The following is an 18,101-nucleotide window of genomic DNA, read 5'->3' as shown; positions in this document are numbered from 1 at the left end:
CTACTCACAAAGCAATTTGCTGCATTTACAAATGCCAATAATTCCTGCCAAACCATCATGAAGGTCAGACCACACAGCATGATCATGTGAGTTGTACCATCAGGAGACATACAGTATCGCCTTACCCGCGATACGACGGTCCAGAAGGCTCTGGGCAACCTCGGTAACTTTGGTCCAGGAAGCCTCCAGCCCAATTTGCGGATGCAATCGTTCCTCAGCGACCATTTGAGCCAATCTTCCCAGATCTTTCGCCGCATTTAACATGCGTTCGATTTCAGGAACGAGGAATGGTCCTTTTTTTGCTGCTTCCAATCGGCTCTGCAACGTTGCTTCCGGGTCTCCTGCCGCTCCCACATTCACACAGACGCCATCTGTCTCCAGTAAAGTCAAAGCAGTACTTAGAGATTTGCCGCCTAATGTATCAATGACGATATCATAAGGGCCAAACGAGCGAGCCAGAGCAACGTCCTCTCCAACAACCACCTCATGCGCCCCTATTGCTCGGGCACTGGCCACACGCTCCACGCGCCGAACAAGGGCGACCACCATAGCACCTCCCTGACGGGCCAACTGACAGGCAAAATGTCCCACACCACCCGAAGCCCCCGTGACCAGCACTTTCCGATTGAGCAGAAAGCCCGCTCTCTCCAGTCCATATAAAGCAGTCAAGGCCGCAACCGGCAACGTTGCTGCTTGAGCAAACGTGACGCCTTCAGGAATCTCTGCCAACGAAGCTGTAGGAACCGCGACAAGTTCCGCCCAGGCTCCAGAATTAACCAGGCCAAAGACCCTGGCCCCAACCGACGGCCCCGATCCATCAGCAGCCGCTTGCACCACCACCCCAGCCAGGTCCCACCCCGGGCGCCATCCCGCTTCCGGGGTACGCAAAACCGCCGTACGTACCTCGCCCAGATTGAGCGAGATGGCAGAGACACGGACCAGTACTTCTGATGATGCGGGCGATGGCGACTCAACCTCGTGTAACGCCAGGCGTCCTTTCATATCAGGATCAACAACAATTGCGCGAATAGTATTCATAGTCAATCTCCTTCTCAATTTCTATCTTATTTTTCTTCTTATAATGCGGTTCCACTTTTTAAGGGGTACTTGCCGCTCCCTTCTCCACCGATACGATGGCTCCTTCCTTGACCTTCAATTTTCTCTTTGCTAGTATAGGCATGAGCTGATCGTATAACCAGCGTTTGATTATCGTATGATTAAAACTAGCAGGATAAGAAGCAGAAGAGATGGATGAAAGAGAACGCAGGGAGGCGCTGGCCGCTTTCTTACGCACACGACGAGCACGCATTCAGCCCACAGAGGTGGGCTTGCCTGCTCGCAATCGTCGTCGTACACCGGGATTGCGGCGCGAGGAGGTTGCAGAGCTTGCCAACATCGGTGTTTCCTGGTATACGCTGCTTGAACAGGGACAGGATGTTCATCCCTCCAAACAGGTGCTCTCCAGCCTGTCAACGGCTCTCAGGCTTACTGCTGCTGAGGAGCGACATCTCTTCCTCCTGGCATATGGAGAAGTATCTGGAAAGAGGATGGGGGAGGAACAGGTGACGCCTGCGCTCCAACGCGTTGTCAATGCACTCAATCCTCACCCGGCTTTCATGATTGGGCGGTGCTGGAATGTGCTTACCTGGAACCGAGCAGCAGAGCTGTTATTTCGTTTTCACGAGCCATGTCCACCTCACTCGCACAATGTCATCTGGCGTTTTTTTCAACGTGAAAACAGTATCCTCTATCAAGAATGGGAGAAGCAGGCACAAAGCCTGGTGGCACAATTTCGTGCCGATTACGCTCGCTATCCGGGCGATGTCTCTTTTCGTGAAATCATCGAAGACCTGCAACAGGCCAGCCCACAATTTTGTCAGTGGTGGGAACAACAAAATGTACGCGGTTTGCCCGATGGGCCTCAAGTCGTGAAGCACCCGACGCTGGGATGGTTGGAATTTGACCATGTAACCTTCCAAACATCCTTTTCCCCTGATTTACGCGTGAAAGTCTACTCAGCCTCGGAAGCTTCGGTATCAAAATTGGAGCAGGCTCTCTCCGCATCCTTATAAGGGACGTAACCACACCGGAAAAAACAGATCTCCAGCAAAAATCGGTAGGACTTCATTAACTGGTGAAAGTGGGAGAGACTTGCAAACATCAGGCTCCATTGACAAGATATGGATATGCAAAAGACCATATTTCCCTCAATGGAGCCGTCGAAACAATTCTGCCCCAATTCGACGTGTTGCGCAAGAGGGCAAATCGGGGCAGGTACCATCGTCATTCATGACCGCAAGCGGCAGCGCTATCGCTGTACGCGTTGCCGTAAGACCTTCAGTGCTCGAAAGGGAACCATGTTGGAGGGGCTGCGTAAGCCAACTGAGCTGGTCGTCATCGTGGTGACGCTGCTCTCGTACGGATGTCCCCTTCAAGCCATTGTTCATGCCTTTGGCCTGGATGAACGAACCGTGGCCAGCTGGCGAGATCGGGCCGGAATGCATTGCCAACGCGTGCATCAGGATGTTGTAGAAACGGCACAGCTGGATCTGCAACACGTGCAGGCGGATGAGATTCGTGTCAAAGGTTCCAACATGGTGGCGTGGATGGGTCTAGCGATGATGGTCAAGACGCGCCTGTGGCTGGCCGGGACCGTCTCACTCACCCGTGATCGGGCTCTGGCTGATCGGCTCTTGCAACAGGTACGACGCTGTGGGCAGTCCCTGAAAGCGCTGCTGGTCTTGACCGACGGCTGGTCGGCGTACCCAGGCAGTATCAAGCGAGCCTTTCGTGAAAAGGTCAAAGAAACACCGGGACGAGGACGCGCTCGCTTGTGCCTCTGGCCAGAGTTGCATATTGGGACCGTCATCAAGCGAACGCAGAAGAAACGCGTCGTCGAGGTCACACGCACCATGTCACATGGCTCACAAGAGGAAGCCGAGAGGCTCTTGCAGCAGTCGAGAGGAGGCAACGTGCTCAACACCGCCTTCATTGAACGCTTGAATGCCACCATGCGTCAGCGGTTTGCCACCTTGACGCGCAAATGTCGTCAGGGCGCTCACCGCCTACGTCCGTTGGAGACGGGAATGTACCTGCTTGGCACCACCTACAATTTCTGCTGGGAGCACCACGAGATTTCCAAGCCGACGCACGAGGGCAGAGTCGTGACGCCGGCGATGGCAGCTGGGTTGACCGATCACCTCTGGAGTGTGAGTGAGCTCTTGCACTACCAAGTCGCGCCTCCTGCATGGGTTGAGCCCAAGCGACGAGGACGACGAAGGAAAGACGCTCAGCCGTCTGTTCCAACAATGAAGCAGCCGTCAAATCGAGCCCTCGTTCGGCTGCGCAAGGGGGCCTTGTGCTCAACCACCGGTTAGTGATATTGTTGGCGAATGAGCAGAAGCTACGCAACAGCTACTTGCTTGACAGAAGCGAGCAGCTCTGCAAAACGAGAAGTTGGCGTGGTTGCCAGCTTCGCTTCTGCAATCCAATGACAAGCCCGAAGCATGTTGATGGAGGTCGCTGTTAGAAACGCCTGGAGATTGAGCTTTTTCACGCCAATGTATCGGGATCTGCGTATCTCACAGGTCCGTACACTTTGAGCAACGGTTCCTTCAATGCCTGCTCGCGCTGCATACAGGGCTCGAAATTCAGCGGTTTCCTGACGTTTTCGAGCCTGCTGAAGTGCCACATAGCTGGCTTCATCTGGTCGCAAAATGAGTACTTTGGCTGCGGTTGACGAACACTTCTCATGAAGTGTGCAAACCCGACAAAGGGGAAGGGGAAACCGGATACGCAGACTTGGCTTTCCATGTCGATCAGGGATATGTCCCCAATCTCGGCTTGTCTGCCCAGCCGGACACAGGACCTGTTTGGCCTTCCAATCAATGTGGAAGTGGCTATGATCAAAGCGCCCAGCTTCTTTTGAGGCCCAACTGGTATCAGGAAGAACCGGCCCAACCAGATCAACCTGATGGCGATGCTGACTCGTAGCAAGCAGTTCGGCGTCCACATAGCCTTTATCGACCAGGTGCTGGCCGGGGAGAAGTTGGTTGCCAGCCAAGCGTTCATGAAGATTTTCCATGACGTCTCCATCTGGGAGCGTGGATGCTGTCGTGGTAACTTCGAGCACAAAATGAGGCTGATCAGCGTCACATCCTTCGGTAAAATGCACTTTGTAGCCAACCCATCCTGTCTGCTTCTTCTTGCTGTATCGCGCCTCCACATCATATGGCGATTGGATCAAGAGCGCTGCCGGGGGAAGCTCCTGATCTTTTCTCCAAGGTGTTCCCTGCTCACATGCGTGATACTGCTGGATCCAAATCCTTCGCAGAATCTCTACGGCTGGGAGTTCTTGTAACCAGGCATGGGTTGTGCTGCCCCAGATGCTCTCCAGGAGCCTTCGGCCGTCAGCTCCAATCTGCTCTGAGAGCTCTTGACGCGCTTTCTCGTCCTTTGGTAAACGAAAGTCGCTAAAGCGTGATCGATATCGTTTTTCCCATTCAGGTTGAACACGCTCAAGAAGCCAATCGGGAGCTACTTCTGCCAGGATATTGAGGACATGGCGCATGGTTTCTCCAACACATTCCAGACGGTTGACAGCTCGAATAGCCGCCAGAATATGCGTTGAATCTGTCCGTTGTTTGCCTCGTGCTTTGACCCAGCCTCGTTCTCGGAACTGAGACAACATCAGATCAAACAAACGGCGTTCCGCTTGATTGGCAAGGAGGCGACCACGAAATTCACTTAACACGGAAAAATCAAATCCTGGATCCTTGATTTCTAAGCTCAAGGCGTATTTCCAATCAATGCGCGTTTTCACTGCGTCTGCTGCCTGCCGATCCGTTAACCCTTCTGCATATTGCATTACCATCACCAGTGCGAGACGCCAGGCCGATATTGCAGGCTGTCCTTTGTTGGAAAATAAGTCAAGGAAATCTTCATCGCGAAAAAACGTTCCTAATGCATCTCGCATATGAATACAGATGTTGCCTTTCGGCAAAATGGCTTGTGCTATCTCTACAGTTTCTTCTGGGACTGGCGGTATCGCTTGTGGCTGTAGTGTCATGGGTTCCCTCCCTCCTGAATGCTTGTTTTTTCTTGCTTCTTCAGTATCTCACATTTCGCCTCAAATTAATTCGCCAACAATATCTTAGTGGGGAGCTACCCAAAAATCGGATCTTCTTCAAGATCCGATTTTTGCTGGAGACCGCAAGCGCTTTCATAGTTCTCAGCTTATGCGTTGCATGATAATCCTTTAGTTACCTGCCAGACGCGGCGAGCTTTTGCTGAATAATCTCACGCGCCATCTGATAACCCTGCTCGTTGCCGCTTTTGGCGTAAAAGCGCAAGCCAATCAGGGCCTGATAGCATTCATAGCAAAGCAAGCGTTCTGCATAGAAAGGCAGTTCACGCCCATGCTGCCGCTGGTATGCCAGAAAAGCTTCGCGGATCCCTAGTGGAGGCCACCAGAAATCCAGGGAGACAATATCGTACACCCTGTCGCCATAACTTGCATCGAGCAGATCCAGCACGGCGGTAATCTTGCCATCCTGCGCTAGCAGGTTTCTCGTAGTGAACGCTCCCAAAAGCAAAGTGCGCTCCTCGGGACAGAAGGCAAGCAACTCTTGCATATACTGGTAGAGCTTCTCGAAGAGGTCACACTCTAAAAAGGTTTCGTCGAATAACCTGTGCCATTTACCAAAGTAGTCACGCTCATCCTCTTCATCAGCAACCTTCAACAGACTGGCGCGCCAGCTTGCATCTGAACCTCTACCTCGATAATCGAATACGCCATACCCTTGTGTCTCACTGGTGTCGACGCTGTGTGCCGCCTCCAGAAGATCAAGGATTTGCGGTAGAAGTGCCTGAACCTCTTGAGGAGTGTGCTCTTGTAGCATCTTCCCTGGCATCTTGCGCGAAATGGCGAAATGCAGATCGCCCAGGCGTCCTACGTGCAGAATAGGCGCGATAGGCAGCGAAGTCCCAGCCAGTTTGCGTGCGACATATGCCTCTTTGGGAAAATTCGAGGACAGCATCTTGTCCAGATTGAAGCGCACGATATACTCTTGCTTCTCCACACGAAAGGAGAATACATGCGCCACCTGTCCGCCTTCGACTGGTGTCAAATCAAGGATCGGCGCGCTAAAATGCTGGTTCAAAAGAGTGAGGACCTGGGCAGTCGGGACCACTGGACGTAAATCAGGCATAAAAAATCTCCTTTTTCACTGTACATCACTTCCCCAGAGGGGAAAAAGGCGCAAGAATCCAACACTATGCAAAGGGGGTTTTACGTAAGAGGATGTGAGAGAGGGAGAGAGCGCCTGTATACAGGAAAGGAGGACACAATGCGCGCTAACCTGAACCGCATCTCTTGCTCAACATCCGCCACCAGCTGCCTTTCCTCCAGGCTCGATCAACCTTCCGCGCTCGTTCGTTGACCAGTTCAGACACAAATGATCATATGGAGTGTTACCGTCATGTCTGACAGCCAACACACACGGTCCCGCGAAGAAAGCGAGCAAGAGAAGATGGAGAAATCTATGCGGCTAGTGGAGATACTAGCAAGCTAAAGTCCAGGTCATCAGAGCACAAACCTTTCATCTACTTAAAGCAATATGCAACGTTTTTAGTATAAATGGTCCAGGCTAATTATTCAAGTGTTTGGTTACTAGCTACCTCCCTCCCTGAGTACAGGATGTGGGCCACGCAACATACACCCCACATCCTTTAGCATCGTCTATCGCATACCCAATGCATGGTGCACCATATGATCGCCTCCGCTTGCTTGCCATTTGTAGGGGTAGAGCGGTCTCGGTTCGGTAAGGGTATCAAGAGACTCTATTTCCTCTGTTGTAAGGGATAGGTTGGTCGCCGCCAGATTGTCAGCAAATTGCTCTAGCTTGCTGGCACCGATAATGACCGAAGAGACATAGGGTTTTGCCAGCAACCAGGCCAGGGCCACCTGGGCAGGAGTCGCTTCCCCATGAGAATCCGCGATGTCGCGTAGTTTGTCGACAACAGCATAACCCTTCTCACGATCAATTGAGAGGAGAGAGAGATAGTCAAATGAGGCCAGCCGTCCATCGCTGACTTTGGGCTGCTCTCTCGTATACTTCCCACTCAGGAACCCACCAGCGAGCGGACTCCAGACTAACAAGCCCAGGCCCTCATGGCGTAAGAATGGCGTCACTCCATACTCGATATCACGCCCTAAAAGCGAGTAGTACATCTGTGCGGAAACAAAGGGAGCATACTCGTGCTGGCGCTGTGTTGCCAGAAAGGTCGCGGCCTGCCAATCACCGAGATTGGAATACCCCACATAGCGTACTAATCCGCGCTGTATCAGGTGATCTAGCGCGCGAGCTGTCTCCTCAAAGGGCGTCAGAGGATCAGGAACGTGAAGTTGCAAAAGGTCGACATAGTCTGTTCCCAGGCGTTTGAGGCTGGCCTCTGTTGAGGCGATAACATGACGATATGACAGACCTGCATCTGTAAGTGCAGGTCCGGTACGCGCCCCGAGTTTCGTAGCGATGATAGCGTCGCTCCGCCGCGATCCAAGCGCACGACCAAGAAACTCTTCGGCGCGCCCCCCGCCATAATTGTTCGCGGTATCGAAGAGGTTAATACCAGCTTCGATGGCCTGAGAGACCATCCTGTTTGCGCGCTCTTGATTCACTGAATGCTCAAAGCCATGAGAAACTCCTTCGCCAAAGGTCATAGTCCCTAACGTGAGCCTGGATACGACCAACCCGGTCCTCCCCAAAGTCGTGTATTGCATTGCATCATCTCCTTTTTTCTACCCTTTTGAACATTAATCACCGGTTGTTTACTGAGTAACGGTTGTCTATAATACTAGAGCCTGAAAGCTCGACAATCAATCAGCAATTTCGCGTTTTTGTCGGGTAAGGAACAAACAGAGGGACTTGTTGAGTTACATATGCGCCCAGATAAAGGAGGATAGACTATGGCTACCCCACCAAAGAGCATGGAACGACGTGTGCAGCGCACACATCAGCTATTACGGCAGGCGGCCATTACGATCATGAAGGAAAAGAGCTTTATGGCGATGACCATTCAGAATATCGCTGACCAGGCCAATGTCAACCGAGGAACCTTTTACGCTCACTACCCCGACAAGTATGCCTTACTGGAAGAGCTTATCCATGACCAGTTTCAAGTGCTGTTGCAGCATAGCCTTCCACCAGAACCGCGCTGGAACAAACAGACACTGCATCTCCTTGTTAAAGTCGTGCTGGAACACTTCGAGGACGAGTATGGTCAGTGCGATCCAGCAGAGGTTGTTGACCCACTCGTTGAACGTGCTACCAAAGATGCATTGACAAGCCTTCTCTTAACATGGTTAAAGCAAGAGAAGAATGCCGGGGCACGCTGGCGTGTTCCAGTTGAGACAATTGCCAGAGTCGTAAGCTGGACGATTTTGGGAGTGGCGGTTCACTGGTATCAGGAGGAAACCAGGCTCTCAGCGGAAAAAGTAGCCGATGATGTATTGCTAATCATAATGGAAGGCATAGCTCATCTGGCGCCTGATACAAAATTGGCGTAAAGGTGCCTCTAAAGCAAACGTCCTAAAATGCAGATGGCTCAGGCATCACCTGTATCGAGCAAGTACATATGCGACTCAGCGCGCCAACGTGTGAATATGCCCGGTTTCGCCTATTATCGCAAGCTTGTTTGCTGTCTCTGGCGAGGATGGCGTATAGGTTACCATGTGAAGTGGGGGAGTAATCGGCACTATAAACACGCTGCTTGAGAAGTGGAGATGGCCAACTTGCGGATGGTTCAAAATCTTCTCGTGATAGAGATCACAAGAGGCTTGCACATTATGCTTTGACCATAGTGTGCGGAACTCAGGGCTTTCCCGTTGTAAGTCTGCCAACAATTGTTCAAACCAGGCATCGCCAATGTACTGGTCATAGGCAGAACGCAAATGCATAACGGCATGCTGAGCCGCCTCTTCCCAATCGACAAAAAGTTGGCGCGCCGCAGGATTGGTGAACATGTTCCAGATTCTATTTCGCTCTCTCTCCCCAAGCAGAGAGAAGTCGCCAAAGACGCGACAGGCACCTTCATTCCAGGCCACCAGGTTAAAACGATGGTCAACCAGAATGGCGGGGGTTATGCCCAGGGCATCAAGCACAGCTTGAGTGCCGGGTGGGGGAGGGACAATTTCAGCACGCTCGACCGCGACGGGAACCATGCCACGCGCGAGGACAAAGAGATGCCGGCGCTCTTCACTCTCAAGTTGCAGCGTTTCAGCGAGTCGCTCAACTACCTGCTCAGAGACGGTGATATCTCGCCCTTGCTCCAGCCAGGTATACCAGGAGACGCCAACTCCAGCGAGTTGGGCCACTTCGTCGCGTCTGAGTCCTGGAGTTCTGCGCCTACCAAACGTCGATAGTCCAAGCTGCTCTGGTTGCAAGCGCGCACGCCGTGTGCGCAGAAAATCGCCGAGTTCGGCCCGCCTCTTTGTATTGTCTCTCATATGGTTCAACCCTCTTGTTACGTGACTTCTCGCCACTACGTGGCTCGCATAATTAGTGATGTGGTGTATATGGTTGAGCGGGCTGGCAGAGCCAGCCCGCTCAACCATATACACCACAATCGGTGGTGTGATACTACTTCTTTACTTCTGGCAAAGTGGCGCAGGAGCTGACGAGTCATATGTAGCCTGTTACTTTCACACATATGATAACTACGCTCCTGGTTCCAATCATTCCTCGGCTCTACAATGCTTACTATCCAAAGGGACATTGATCATTCGCTTCTCCACGGATTCTTCAAGAAAGGAACTATATACATGTCAAAGGTCTGGTTGATTACGGGAAGCTCACGCGGCCTGGGCCGCAGCCTCGCTGAGGCTGTGTTGGAACACGGGGACCAGCTGGTTGCCACCGCACGTAAGCCTGAGCAGCTCAGCGACCTGGCAGTAAAATATGGTAAGCAGGTGCGCACCATCGCTCTCGACGTCACCAATCCCGAGCAGGCTCGCGCAGCGGTCGCGACCACCATTGAAGCCTTTGGGCGACTCGATGTCGTGGTCAACAATGCCGGATATGCTAACGTGACAACAATTGAGGATGCCTCCGAAGAAGAGTGGCGCGCCCAACTTGAAGCCAATTTGTGGGGCGTAATCAATGTGACGCGAGCCGCGCTCCCGGTCCTGCGTCAGCAACGCTCAGGTCACTTTCTCCAGGTCTCCTCAATTGGAGGGCGCACAACCGCAGCAGGCCTGGGTCCCTACCAGACCGCGAAATGGGCGGTCGAAGGCTTCTCCGAAGTCCTCTCGCGCGAGGTCAAACACCTTGGGATTAAGGTCACCCTGGTCGAGCCCGGCAGTTTTCGTACAGATTGGGGTGGTGCTTCCATGACCTTCATAGAGGCGAGCGAGGATTATAAGAGCATCCTTGATCCGATGGTGGCCTATAGGGAGGGAATTGCTGGTAAAGAGCCTGGTGATCCGGACAAAGCTGCCCAGGCACTCATTACCATTGTGAATGAAGCGAACCCACCACTTCGTTTGCCCCTGGGAAGAGACGCCTTTAAGACCGCGCGCCTGGTCGATCAGGCCAAACTCGCTGAGACAGAGCGCTGGGAGCACCTTATTACCTCAACCGACTACGACAATGTTGAGGGAGATCCTCTGGCGCATGGCATTGGATTACCACAATCGAGCCAGGAAAGCACAAAATAAAATCGCCGAAAGCATTTCAACAGGCGAATATAGGCGAGCATCTTTTGTAGATGCTCGCCTATATTCGCCTGTTTACTGTATGCAGAATGCACAAGTCGCCATCCTGCCCTGAGGCCAAAAAGGAAAAGGTTATCCTTTTTGTGATACACTGCTAACTCCAACACCTTTAAAGAGCCTGCTAACTTGCGATCATGCTGGTAAACTCCGCTGACAGTAAAAGGGCGTATATATGCGAGACATACATATGATTGATGGCACAGAGGAGCTGGCTGCAGAAGCCGTTAAACATCTACAGGCCTTGCTGCGTTGCAAGACGGTGAATCCGCCCGGCAATGAGAGCACGGCTATCGAATATATTCGTTCCCAGTTTGAAGCAGAAGGAATCGAGTACCGTGTACTCGAGGCCGCTCCTGGTCGGGTAAATATCTGGGCGCGGATACGTGGAAATGGCACGAAGCGCCCGTTGCTGCTGCTCTCGCATGTGGATGTTGTCCCCGTTGAGCGCGAGCACTGGTCTGTAGATCCCTTTGGGGGTACCATCCAGAATGGATATATCTACGGGCGTGGGGCCGTGGACACGAAGAGCCTGACGGCCAAGGAATTGACGCTCTTTTTGCACGCCGCCCGCCAGGCCAAGGCTGGTGAGATGACGCTCAGCCGCGACCTGATTTTCCTGGCCGTAGCAGATGAGGAGCAGGGCGGCACATACGGCATGGGCTGGATTGTCAAAAACGCGCCCGAGCTTATAGATGTCGAGTATGCCCTCAATGAGGGAGGTGGCTTTGCCGTCGAGGTTGGTGGCAAGCGCATCTATGTCTGCTCAACCGCTGAAAAAGGCAACGCTCTTATCAAGTTGCGGGCTACTGGCGACCCTGGTCACGGTTCTGTTCCCCATCAGCGAAACGCGATTTCGCGCCTGGCGAACGCGGTCCGCCGCGTCTCGCTGGCTCCGCTGCCACTGCATGTGACCGCAACGGCACGCGCCTTAATCGCCACCCTGGCCCAAACGCAGAAACAGCCACAACAATCCCTTCTCCCCCTGGTACTCAATCCGCTGCTCTCTGAGTCGCTGCTAGGAACCCTGGATACCTACATAGCCGATGCCCTACGCGCCATGCTGCATAATACGGCTTCACCAACCCTCTTACAAGCTGGCTATGCCTCTAACGTGATTCCAGGCGAGGCCACGGCCACTCTGGATGGACGTTTACTCCCGGGACAGACGCCAGAGATGTTTGTGGCAGAGCTACAGCGCAGGATCTCCGACCCCAATGTCGCGGTTGAGGTTGAGGGCGTCACCTTCAATGGGCATGAATGCGAGCAAGGCACGGAGCTGTTCACGGCTATTCGTGATGCGCTCGCCATGCATGATCCGCAGGCACTGATTTCACCGTACCTGCTGCCAGCCATGACGGACTCGCGCTTCCTGGTACCACGAGGGATCATCGCCTATGGCTTTGACCCAATGATGCCGGAGCCCGGCTGGCCCTCGCCACAGCAGATGGCGCATGGACATGACGAGCGTATCTCAGTGGCAAACGTCGCCTTTGGCTTACGCGTGCTCCAGCGGGTCGTCACACAGATCAGCGCCTAGAGTGGCCCGACGCTCATTCTATTCATCCTGCTTTTCCTCCTTTTGGAGGAGGTTCTCTCGCCAGATTTTCGCTTACACTGAGCTTGAAGTACTTCAAATTTTTCTTCATTATGTAAGGAGCAAGCAAAGATGGAAGCAAGACTGGACGGTTCAGCGAAGGCGCAAGCCCAGGCGACGACAACACGTATTGATTTGTTCACGGTGGCGGCGATTGGCGTCGTCGCTTATCTTCTCTCGTCCATTACGCATGAGGCCCTCGGCCATGGGCTGGCGGCCATTCTGCTGGGTCTACATCCCCAACATGTCTCCTCGGTTGATCTAGATGTAAGCTTTGCAGGTGTTCCGGACTGGAAGCGGCAGATCGTCGATGCGGCTGGCTGTGGCGCGCAGGTTGTGGTGGCGCTGATCACACTGGGCATCATGCCTTTGTTCAGGGTTAACAAGGGAACTACGCGCTACTTTCTCTGGCTGTTCTCGACGATCAACCTGATCATTCCTGGTGGCTACCTGATGGTCCTGACATTCGCGGGCTTTGGCGATTGGAACGACTTCGTACAGGGTCTTCCCGCACAATTGGCTTGGCGAACCGGGCTGACTATTCTAGGCGTCATAATCTCTCTACTGGGACTCTATCTGGGGGCGCGCAACCTGGACCCCTTCGCGGGCCGCGCCACAGAGGGTGGCAACAAACGCGGCAAACGCCGCTTTATGCTGACGTATACGCCCTACCTGGCCGGCAGTGCCGCGCTGACCATCTCGGCAATCTTTAATCCCGTCAGCCCACTCCTCATCCTCATCTCGGGTGCGGCAGCCAGCTTTGGCGGCACGGCCTTTCTCATGCCAATCAACGGCATTATCAAGAAACCCCTCCCCAACACACCTGAAGAACCTCTAACGCCAACACGCGACTGGCTCTGGCTCTCCCTCGGCGTGGTCGCCCTGATCATCTACTTCTTTGTGCTGGGACCCGGCCTGCCCAGGTAAAAATAAAGAGAGATACCGCAATATGCGCGCACGCGCGCATATTGCGGTATCTCTCTTTATTGTGTAATAGTTATGCTGCCCGCCGGTGGAGGGTCATCTTAAGACCGTATTTGGGGCGCAGGGTGACGGCGGGCTGGAAGGCGACGCGTGCGCCGGGTGCGAGCCTGGCCTCCCAACGCTGAGCCAGGGTCGCCAGGAGTAGGATGCCCTCAGTCCAGGCGAAGGACTCGCCGATGCAGAGGCGCGGGCCACCGCCAAAGGGGAAGTAGGCAAACTTGGGCCGCTCAGCCCTGGCCTCGGGCATCCAACGCTCGGGATCAAATCGCTCTGGCTCGGGATAGAAGCGCGGGTCATGCTGCACAACGTACTGGCTGAGCACGACTTTGGAGCCCTTGGGGATGTGGATACCGCGCAAGTTGACGTCCTCGATGGCGTTGCGGTCAATGGCCCAGATGGGGGGACAGATACGCATCGACTCCATCAAGACCTGCTCGGTATAAGACAGGCGAGCGAGGTCATCTATGCTTGCGGCCCGATCCGCCAGCACACTATCCACTTCTTGCTGGAGTCTGGCGAGAATCTCGGGATGCTGCGCCAGGAGATACCAGGTCCAGGCCAGGGCGTTGGAGGTCGTCTCGTGGCCCGCCAAGAAGAGCGTCATGACCTCGTCACGCAACTGCTCATCAGTCATGACCGAGCCATCTTCGTCCTGCGCCAGGAGCAACATGGAGAGCAGGTCGCCCTGGTCTTTCCCCTGCTTACGATGCTCGTCAATGATACGATAGACCACAGCATCAAGCTGCTCGCGTGCCTGGCGCAGGCGCGCGTTAATGGGAAGTGGCAGGCGTTCCACCAACGCGCCCAGGGGCGACATACTCAGTTTACGAAAGGCCTCCATCGAGGTCACCAAGGCCTGCTGGACGGTATCGGCCTCACGCGCCACGTCGGTATTAAATAGGGTCTTACCTACAATGATAAGGGCCAACTCCATCATTTCTTCCACCATGTCCACGGTCGCGCCATCCCGCCAGTTCCGCGCCTGCTCCTGCGCGGCCTCAACCATGGCCTGGGCATAGCCAGCAATGCGCTTGCGGTGGAACGCGGGCTGCACCAGGCGCCGCTGCCGCTTATGTAGAGGGTCCTCGCTGGTCACCAGGCCCTGACCAAGCATACGCGCAAGCTGCATCACGCCGTCACCCTTGTAAAACTTCTCGTGCTGCACAACCAGGAGTTCGCGGACATCGTCGGGATGATTAAGGAAAAAGACCTTCTGGCCTCCCGCCTCCATAAAAAATACATCCCCATACTTGTGCGCCAGGCGCAATGGAATGCCGAGAGGATCGCTATTGATAATCAGAGAGAGACCTTCGCGCCTCGTCAAGCGCGGGACAGCGCGCTCTGTAGGCGCTTTAATAACGTCTTGTGCCATGGCTATTACTCCTTTCTATCTTCAATCATATAAGCGCCCGATACATCGGGCGCCTATAATAGAGAGATGTCCCCACTCTGCCCTTGATAGAGGTCACCAATCTCCTGATCTTGGAAGAAGGCCAGCAACGCGCTATTAAAAACCTGCGGCTGGTCAAACATGCTAAAGTGATTGGAGCCTTCAAGGATCAACAGGCGCGAGCCAGTAAGGTTAGCATGGAGCTGCTGACCAAGCGAGAGCGGGACCAGGTCATCCTGGTCGCCCCAGACCAGGAGCGTTGGGACCGCAACAGAGGAGATAACAGATGCGGCATCCAGGGCGATAATCTGCTCAGCCGCGCGCCGCACCATGGCGCGCCCGGCTCGTAAATAGTCGTAGGCCATGTAGGGCCAGAAAGCCGGGGTAGTTCGGTAAATAGAGCGCATGGCCATTGCCTCCAACTGGCTTACCATTGGTCCAAAGGGGGTGCCAATAGAATCCACCAGCACCAGGTGCTTGACCTTCTCCGGGCGCAGGGCCACCAATTCCATGCAGATATAGCCGCCCATGGAATGCCCAACCAGGCGCACCTCCTCCAGTCCAAGCTCCCTCATCCACATATCCAGCCACGCGGCACAGCGCAATAGATCAAACTTCTTCGATAGATGCCGCATACTGCCAAAGCCTGGGAGATCCACGAGATAGACGCGATAGTGTTGAGCCAGGGTAGGCGCATTGCGCAGCCACCAGCGCCACGAGCCAGAGAGGCCATGCACCAGGACTAGCGGCTCGCCCTGGCCCACCACTGAGTAGTGCATCCGCTCTCCATCGAGCGTCATAACATGTCTTGCAAGCTTCAAGGTCTCATGCCTCCTTGCTCTATTGGTGTATGCAAATAATCATTGAAAGATGGTAGCGAAGGCAGCGACGGCCAGATCGCAGAGTTCGTCCAGGTCGATGCCGCGCTGGTTGAGCCAGGCGATGCTGGTGGCTTCAACAAAGCCCACCCAACCATTGATAGCGATGCGCTGCCTGGGTGTCAGCGGGCATTCTCTAATAATATTCTCCATAATGCGCTGGATGTAGGACTGGCGCACACTATCGGTAATGGCTGCGACCTTAACGTCGACGCCGACGCCGCCTCGGAGCAGGGCCACATAAGCCTTGGCGTGCCGATCAACATAGCTAAAGTAGGCGTGCAGGCTGCTACGCAGGCGCTGCGCTGGCTCAAGAGTGGGATCAGGCTCCGTCTCTTGCAGCATCCCCTGCGCCGCATGCTCTACAACCGCTACGTAAAAGTCATGCTTGGTAGGAAAGTAGTAGTAGAGCAGCCCCTTCGAGATATCAGCGGCGGCGGCAATGTCGTCGATGGAGATCTCTTCATATGATCGATGTCCAAATAGGTCTAGCCCAATCTCAATCAGACGCTGACGTCGTGGAACTCTCTTTGGCACCAGGCTAGTTTCCTTCATGTTCTTTTCTCAACCCCTTCTTTTTACACGCATTTGTAATCTCTCTGATCGAATTTGCTTGTCTTGAGATGGAACACAAAGGAGAAATCGGGCCAGAGAGTAGAGTTCTGTCCCTGGGCATCCAGGTATCAGGCAGAACTTTCTTCGTCACGAGCATAACATAAGTTTGAACTAAATTCAATTCTGAATTTTATTCAAATTTAACAAGGAAAAATAATGTACTTTTAAGCCTATGGTGTGCTATGCTAAAAAAGCGCTCATCAAGATTTCTATGCAGCCAGGGGAATAAGAAGATATGCACCAGAACGCGAAAAACACCAGGGTGGACCGCCGCGCAGAACTGCTTAAAGTCTCACGTGAGATCATGGCGGAGAAGGGCTATGAAGCAACAAAAATCTCGGAGATCGTGGCGAGGGCGGGCGTGGCCCAGGGAACCTTTTACTGGTATTTCCCATCCAAGGCCTCGATTGTTAAAACCCTCACGGTCGAGATGCAGAGCGAGGTCCAGATTGCGCTTACCAGCGCCTTCGCCGAGCCTGGACTATTGAAACAGAAGATCGAGAAAAGCATTACAGACACCTTCAACATTCTGAGTGCCTATCGCGATGTCCTTGCCCTGGCGCGCCTCGTTGAGTCCGCCTCGGAGCACGAGTTTGTCTTCTCGCCCTACCATCGCCTGATCTCGGACCTGCTACGCTACGAGCAGTCCCAGGGCACCATCAATTCAGGCATTGATCCCACAATCACGGCCACCCTCATTGTAGGCACGGTCTACTACGCTGCAGTGCAATGCTACATCTACAACGTGCCCATCCCCATTGAGCACTACATCGAGGAGACCGCCCGCTTCGTCTGCCACGCCCTCGGGATTGGGTGAGGGAGAGAAGGAGTTGTGGCGGGTCATGTATGCATGATCCGCCACAACTCCTTCTCTCCCTGGTCATATTTTTCGCCTATATTTACTTGACATTCTTTAGCAGACAAAGTCATACTTTAAAGATAATCAATACAGAAAAGAAATGAGGAGTGTCATGATTAAAGGAATAGGCCATATTGCCTTCAATATTAGTAACCTGGAACGTTCACTGGACTTCTATTGCCATAAGCTGGGCCTGCGCGAGGCCTTCCGCCTGGACCGCGAGGGGACACCCTCGCCCTGGATCGTCTACCTCCAGATTGCCCCTGGGCACTTTATTGAACTCTTTCCGGGTGCGACCGGTGAGAACAAGTCCTCCCAGGTCGGCTACAACCATTTCTGCCTCCTTGTCGAAGATATGGCAACAACACTCAAAGAGCTGGAGGCACGCGGCCTTCCCATCAGCGGCGAGCCTACCCGTGGTCTGGACAACAACTGGCAGTACTGGCTGACCGATCCCGATGGCAACCGCATCGAGCTCATGCAGATCGCACCAAACTCGCCCCACGCCGCCGCAGACACCAGCTGGACAACATCTGCTCGCCCTTGATCATAACCAGCAGAGACTAATACGCATCAAGTCAAATATCATATGGGCATGACGCTACTAAAGTACGCGTCTACATATAACAAGCATATGTAGACGCGTACTTTAGTAGCGTCATGCCTCTTGCCATCTTACAAAGGCTTATTGATATCGCTTTATTCCCTGGCTCATTATGCTGAAAGCAAGATATCTTTTCCTTATTGACACTCCACCTGGATACATCCAGGGGATTCTTCCTTCATCCAGAGAGCAAGCCCTCTGAGGATCGCTCCTCAGAGTGTAGAGGTCCGCCTGTCCAGAAGCGTTGCAAGAACCGAAGTTCTCAGGTTTCCGTATGCCCTACGGTACCAACCACGTTTCTTGTGGTGTATGAAGCGAAACCAACCGTGAGGTGGGTATCATGCCTCATCACCTACAAGACGAATCTCTTTGTAATAGCTTCATTTGTAGTGATGAGTATATCAGA

Annotated in this window: 16 protein-coding genes; 8 read left to right on the top strand and 8 right to left on the bottom strand. The window is 53.7% G+C overall.

All coding sequences use genetic code 11. From position 1 onward, the window contains the following. Nucleotides 1-99: 99 nt before the first annotated feature. Complete coding sequence (locus JMJ16_RS44535; RefSeq protein ID WP_201392117.1) at nucleotides 100-1,038, bottom strand: zinc-binding dehydrogenase; 939 nt, start codon at nucleotides 1,036-1,038, stop codon at nucleotides 100-102. A 209-nt stretch (nucleotides 1,039-1,247) separates the two neighbouring features. Between JMJ16_RS44535 and JMJ16_RS44530 the strand changes: the two genes are divergently transcribed. Beyond that, a complete protein-coding gene (locus tag JMJ16_RS44530) occupies nucleotides 1,248-2,072 on the top strand; it encodes a helix-turn-helix transcriptional regulator (RefSeq protein WP_201392114.1) in 825 nt (274 codons plus the stop codon). 114 nt (nucleotides 2,073-2,186) lie between these two features. Continuing rightward, nucleotides 2,187-3,377: a hypothetical protein gene (locus JMJ16_RS44525; protein ID WP_236601765.1), complete on the top strand. Its 1,191-nt coding sequence runs from the start codon at nucleotides 2,187-2,189 to the stop codon at nucleotides 3,375-3,377. 26 nt (nucleotides 3,378-3,403) lie between these two features. Here JMJ16_RS44525 and JMJ16_RS44520 read toward each other — a convergent pair whose 3' ends face one another. From JMJ16_RS44520 to JMJ16_RS44510, 3 genes are all read right to left on the bottom strand, one after another. Continuing rightward, nucleotides 3,404-5,068, bottom strand: a complete 1,665-nt coding sequence (locus JMJ16_RS44520) for an IS1182 family transposase (protein ID WP_201381424.1) — start codon at nucleotides 5,066-5,068, stop codon at nucleotides 3,404-3,406. Nucleotides 5,069-5,261: 193 nt separating this feature from the next. Next, nucleotides 5,262-6,209 carry a phosphotransferase family protein gene (locus tag JMJ16_RS44515; RefSeq protein WP_201392112.1) on the bottom strand — a complete coding sequence of 316 codons (948 nt, stop codon included), beginning with the start codon at nucleotides 6,207-6,209 and terminating at the stop codon, nucleotides 5,262-5,264. A 530-nt stretch (nucleotides 6,210-6,739) separates the two neighbouring features. Then, the gene (locus tag JMJ16_RS44510) at nucleotides 6,740-7,780 is read right to left on the bottom strand and encodes an aldo/keto reductase (protein ID WP_201392110.1); all 1,041 of its coding nucleotides are present in this window, start codon (nucleotides 7,778-7,780) and stop codon (nucleotides 6,740-6,742) included. A 186-nt stretch (nucleotides 7,781-7,966) separates the two neighbouring features. Here JMJ16_RS44510 and JMJ16_RS44505 point away from each other — a divergent pair, with 186 nt between their 5' ends. Continuing rightward, nucleotides 7,967-8,566, top strand: coding sequence for a TetR/AcrR family transcriptional regulator (locus JMJ16_RS44505; protein WP_201392108.1), 600 nt, complete (start codon nucleotides 7,967-7,969; stop codon nucleotides 8,564-8,566). A 75-nt stretch (nucleotides 8,567-8,641) separates the two neighbouring features. Here JMJ16_RS44505 and JMJ16_RS44500 read toward each other — a convergent pair whose 3' ends face one another. Further along, nucleotides 8,642-9,505: a helix-turn-helix transcriptional regulator gene (locus tag JMJ16_RS44500; RefSeq protein WP_201392106.1), complete on the bottom strand. Its 864-nt coding sequence runs from the start codon at nucleotides 9,503-9,505 to the stop codon at nucleotides 8,642-8,644. Nucleotides 9,506-9,820: 315 nt separating this feature from the next. Here JMJ16_RS44500 and JMJ16_RS44495 point away from each other — a divergent pair, with 315 nt between their 5' ends. The 3 genes from JMJ16_RS44495 (at nucleotide 9,821) to JMJ16_RS44485 (ending at nucleotide 13,292) form a co-directional block, all read left to right on the top strand. Beyond that, a complete protein-coding gene (locus tag JMJ16_RS44495; protein WP_201392104.1) occupies nucleotides 9,821-10,714 on the top strand; it encodes an oxidoreductase in 894 nt (297 codons plus the stop codon). Between the two features lie 229 nt (nucleotides 10,715-10,943). Next, nucleotides 10,944-12,308, top strand: coding sequence for a M20/M25/M40 family metallo-hydrolase (locus tag JMJ16_RS44490; protein ID WP_201392102.1), 1,365 nt, complete (start codon nucleotides 10,944-10,946; stop codon nucleotides 12,306-12,308). A 129-nt stretch (nucleotides 12,309-12,437) separates the two neighbouring features. Continuing rightward, nucleotides 12,438-13,292 (top strand): hypothetical protein, encoded by an 855-nt coding sequence (locus JMJ16_RS44485; protein WP_201392100.1) that lies wholly within the window; start codon nucleotides 12,438-12,440, stop codon nucleotides 13,290-13,292. Between the two features lie 70 nt (nucleotides 13,293-13,362). Here the strand turns inward: JMJ16_RS44485 and JMJ16_RS44480 are convergent, their stop codons facing one another. The 3 genes from JMJ16_RS44480 to JMJ16_RS44470 are packed head-to-tail and all read right to left on the bottom strand — an operon-like array spanning nucleotide 13,363 to nucleotide 16,154. Continuing rightward, a complete protein-coding gene (locus JMJ16_RS44480) occupies nucleotides 13,363-14,721 on the bottom strand; it encodes a cytochrome P450 (RefSeq protein WP_201392098.1) in 1,359 nt (452 codons plus the stop codon). A 53-nt stretch (nucleotides 14,722-14,774) separates the two neighbouring features. Further along, a complete protein-coding gene (locus JMJ16_RS44475) occupies nucleotides 14,775-15,560 on the bottom strand; it encodes an alpha/beta fold hydrolase (protein WP_201392097.1) in 786 nt (261 codons plus the stop codon). A 39-nt stretch (nucleotides 15,561-15,599) separates the two neighbouring features. Further along, nucleotides 15,600-16,154: a TetR/AcrR family transcriptional regulator gene (locus JMJ16_RS44470; protein ID WP_201392096.1), complete on the bottom strand. Its 555-nt coding sequence runs from the start codon at nucleotides 16,152-16,154 to the stop codon at nucleotides 15,600-15,602. Between the two features lie 313 nt (nucleotides 16,155-16,467). Here JMJ16_RS44470 and JMJ16_RS44465 point away from each other — a divergent pair, with 313 nt between their 5' ends. Further along, a complete protein-coding gene (locus JMJ16_RS44465; RefSeq protein WP_201392095.1) occupies nucleotides 16,468-17,049 on the top strand; it encodes a TetR/AcrR family transcriptional regulator in 582 nt (193 codons plus the stop codon). A 154-nt stretch (nucleotides 17,050-17,203) separates the two neighbouring features. Continuing rightward, nucleotides 17,204-17,638 carry a VOC family protein gene (locus JMJ16_RS44460; RefSeq protein WP_201392094.1) on the top strand — a complete coding sequence of 145 codons (435 nt, stop codon included), beginning with the start codon at nucleotides 17,204-17,206 and terminating at the stop codon, nucleotides 17,636-17,638. Nucleotides 17,639-18,101: the final 463 nt, after the last annotated feature.

The sequence above is a fragment of the Ktedonobacter sp. SOSP1-52 genome (assembly GCF_016587395.1).
Note: the sequence above shows the minus strand (reverse complement) of the source record. Positions and strands in the feature narration are given on the sequence as shown.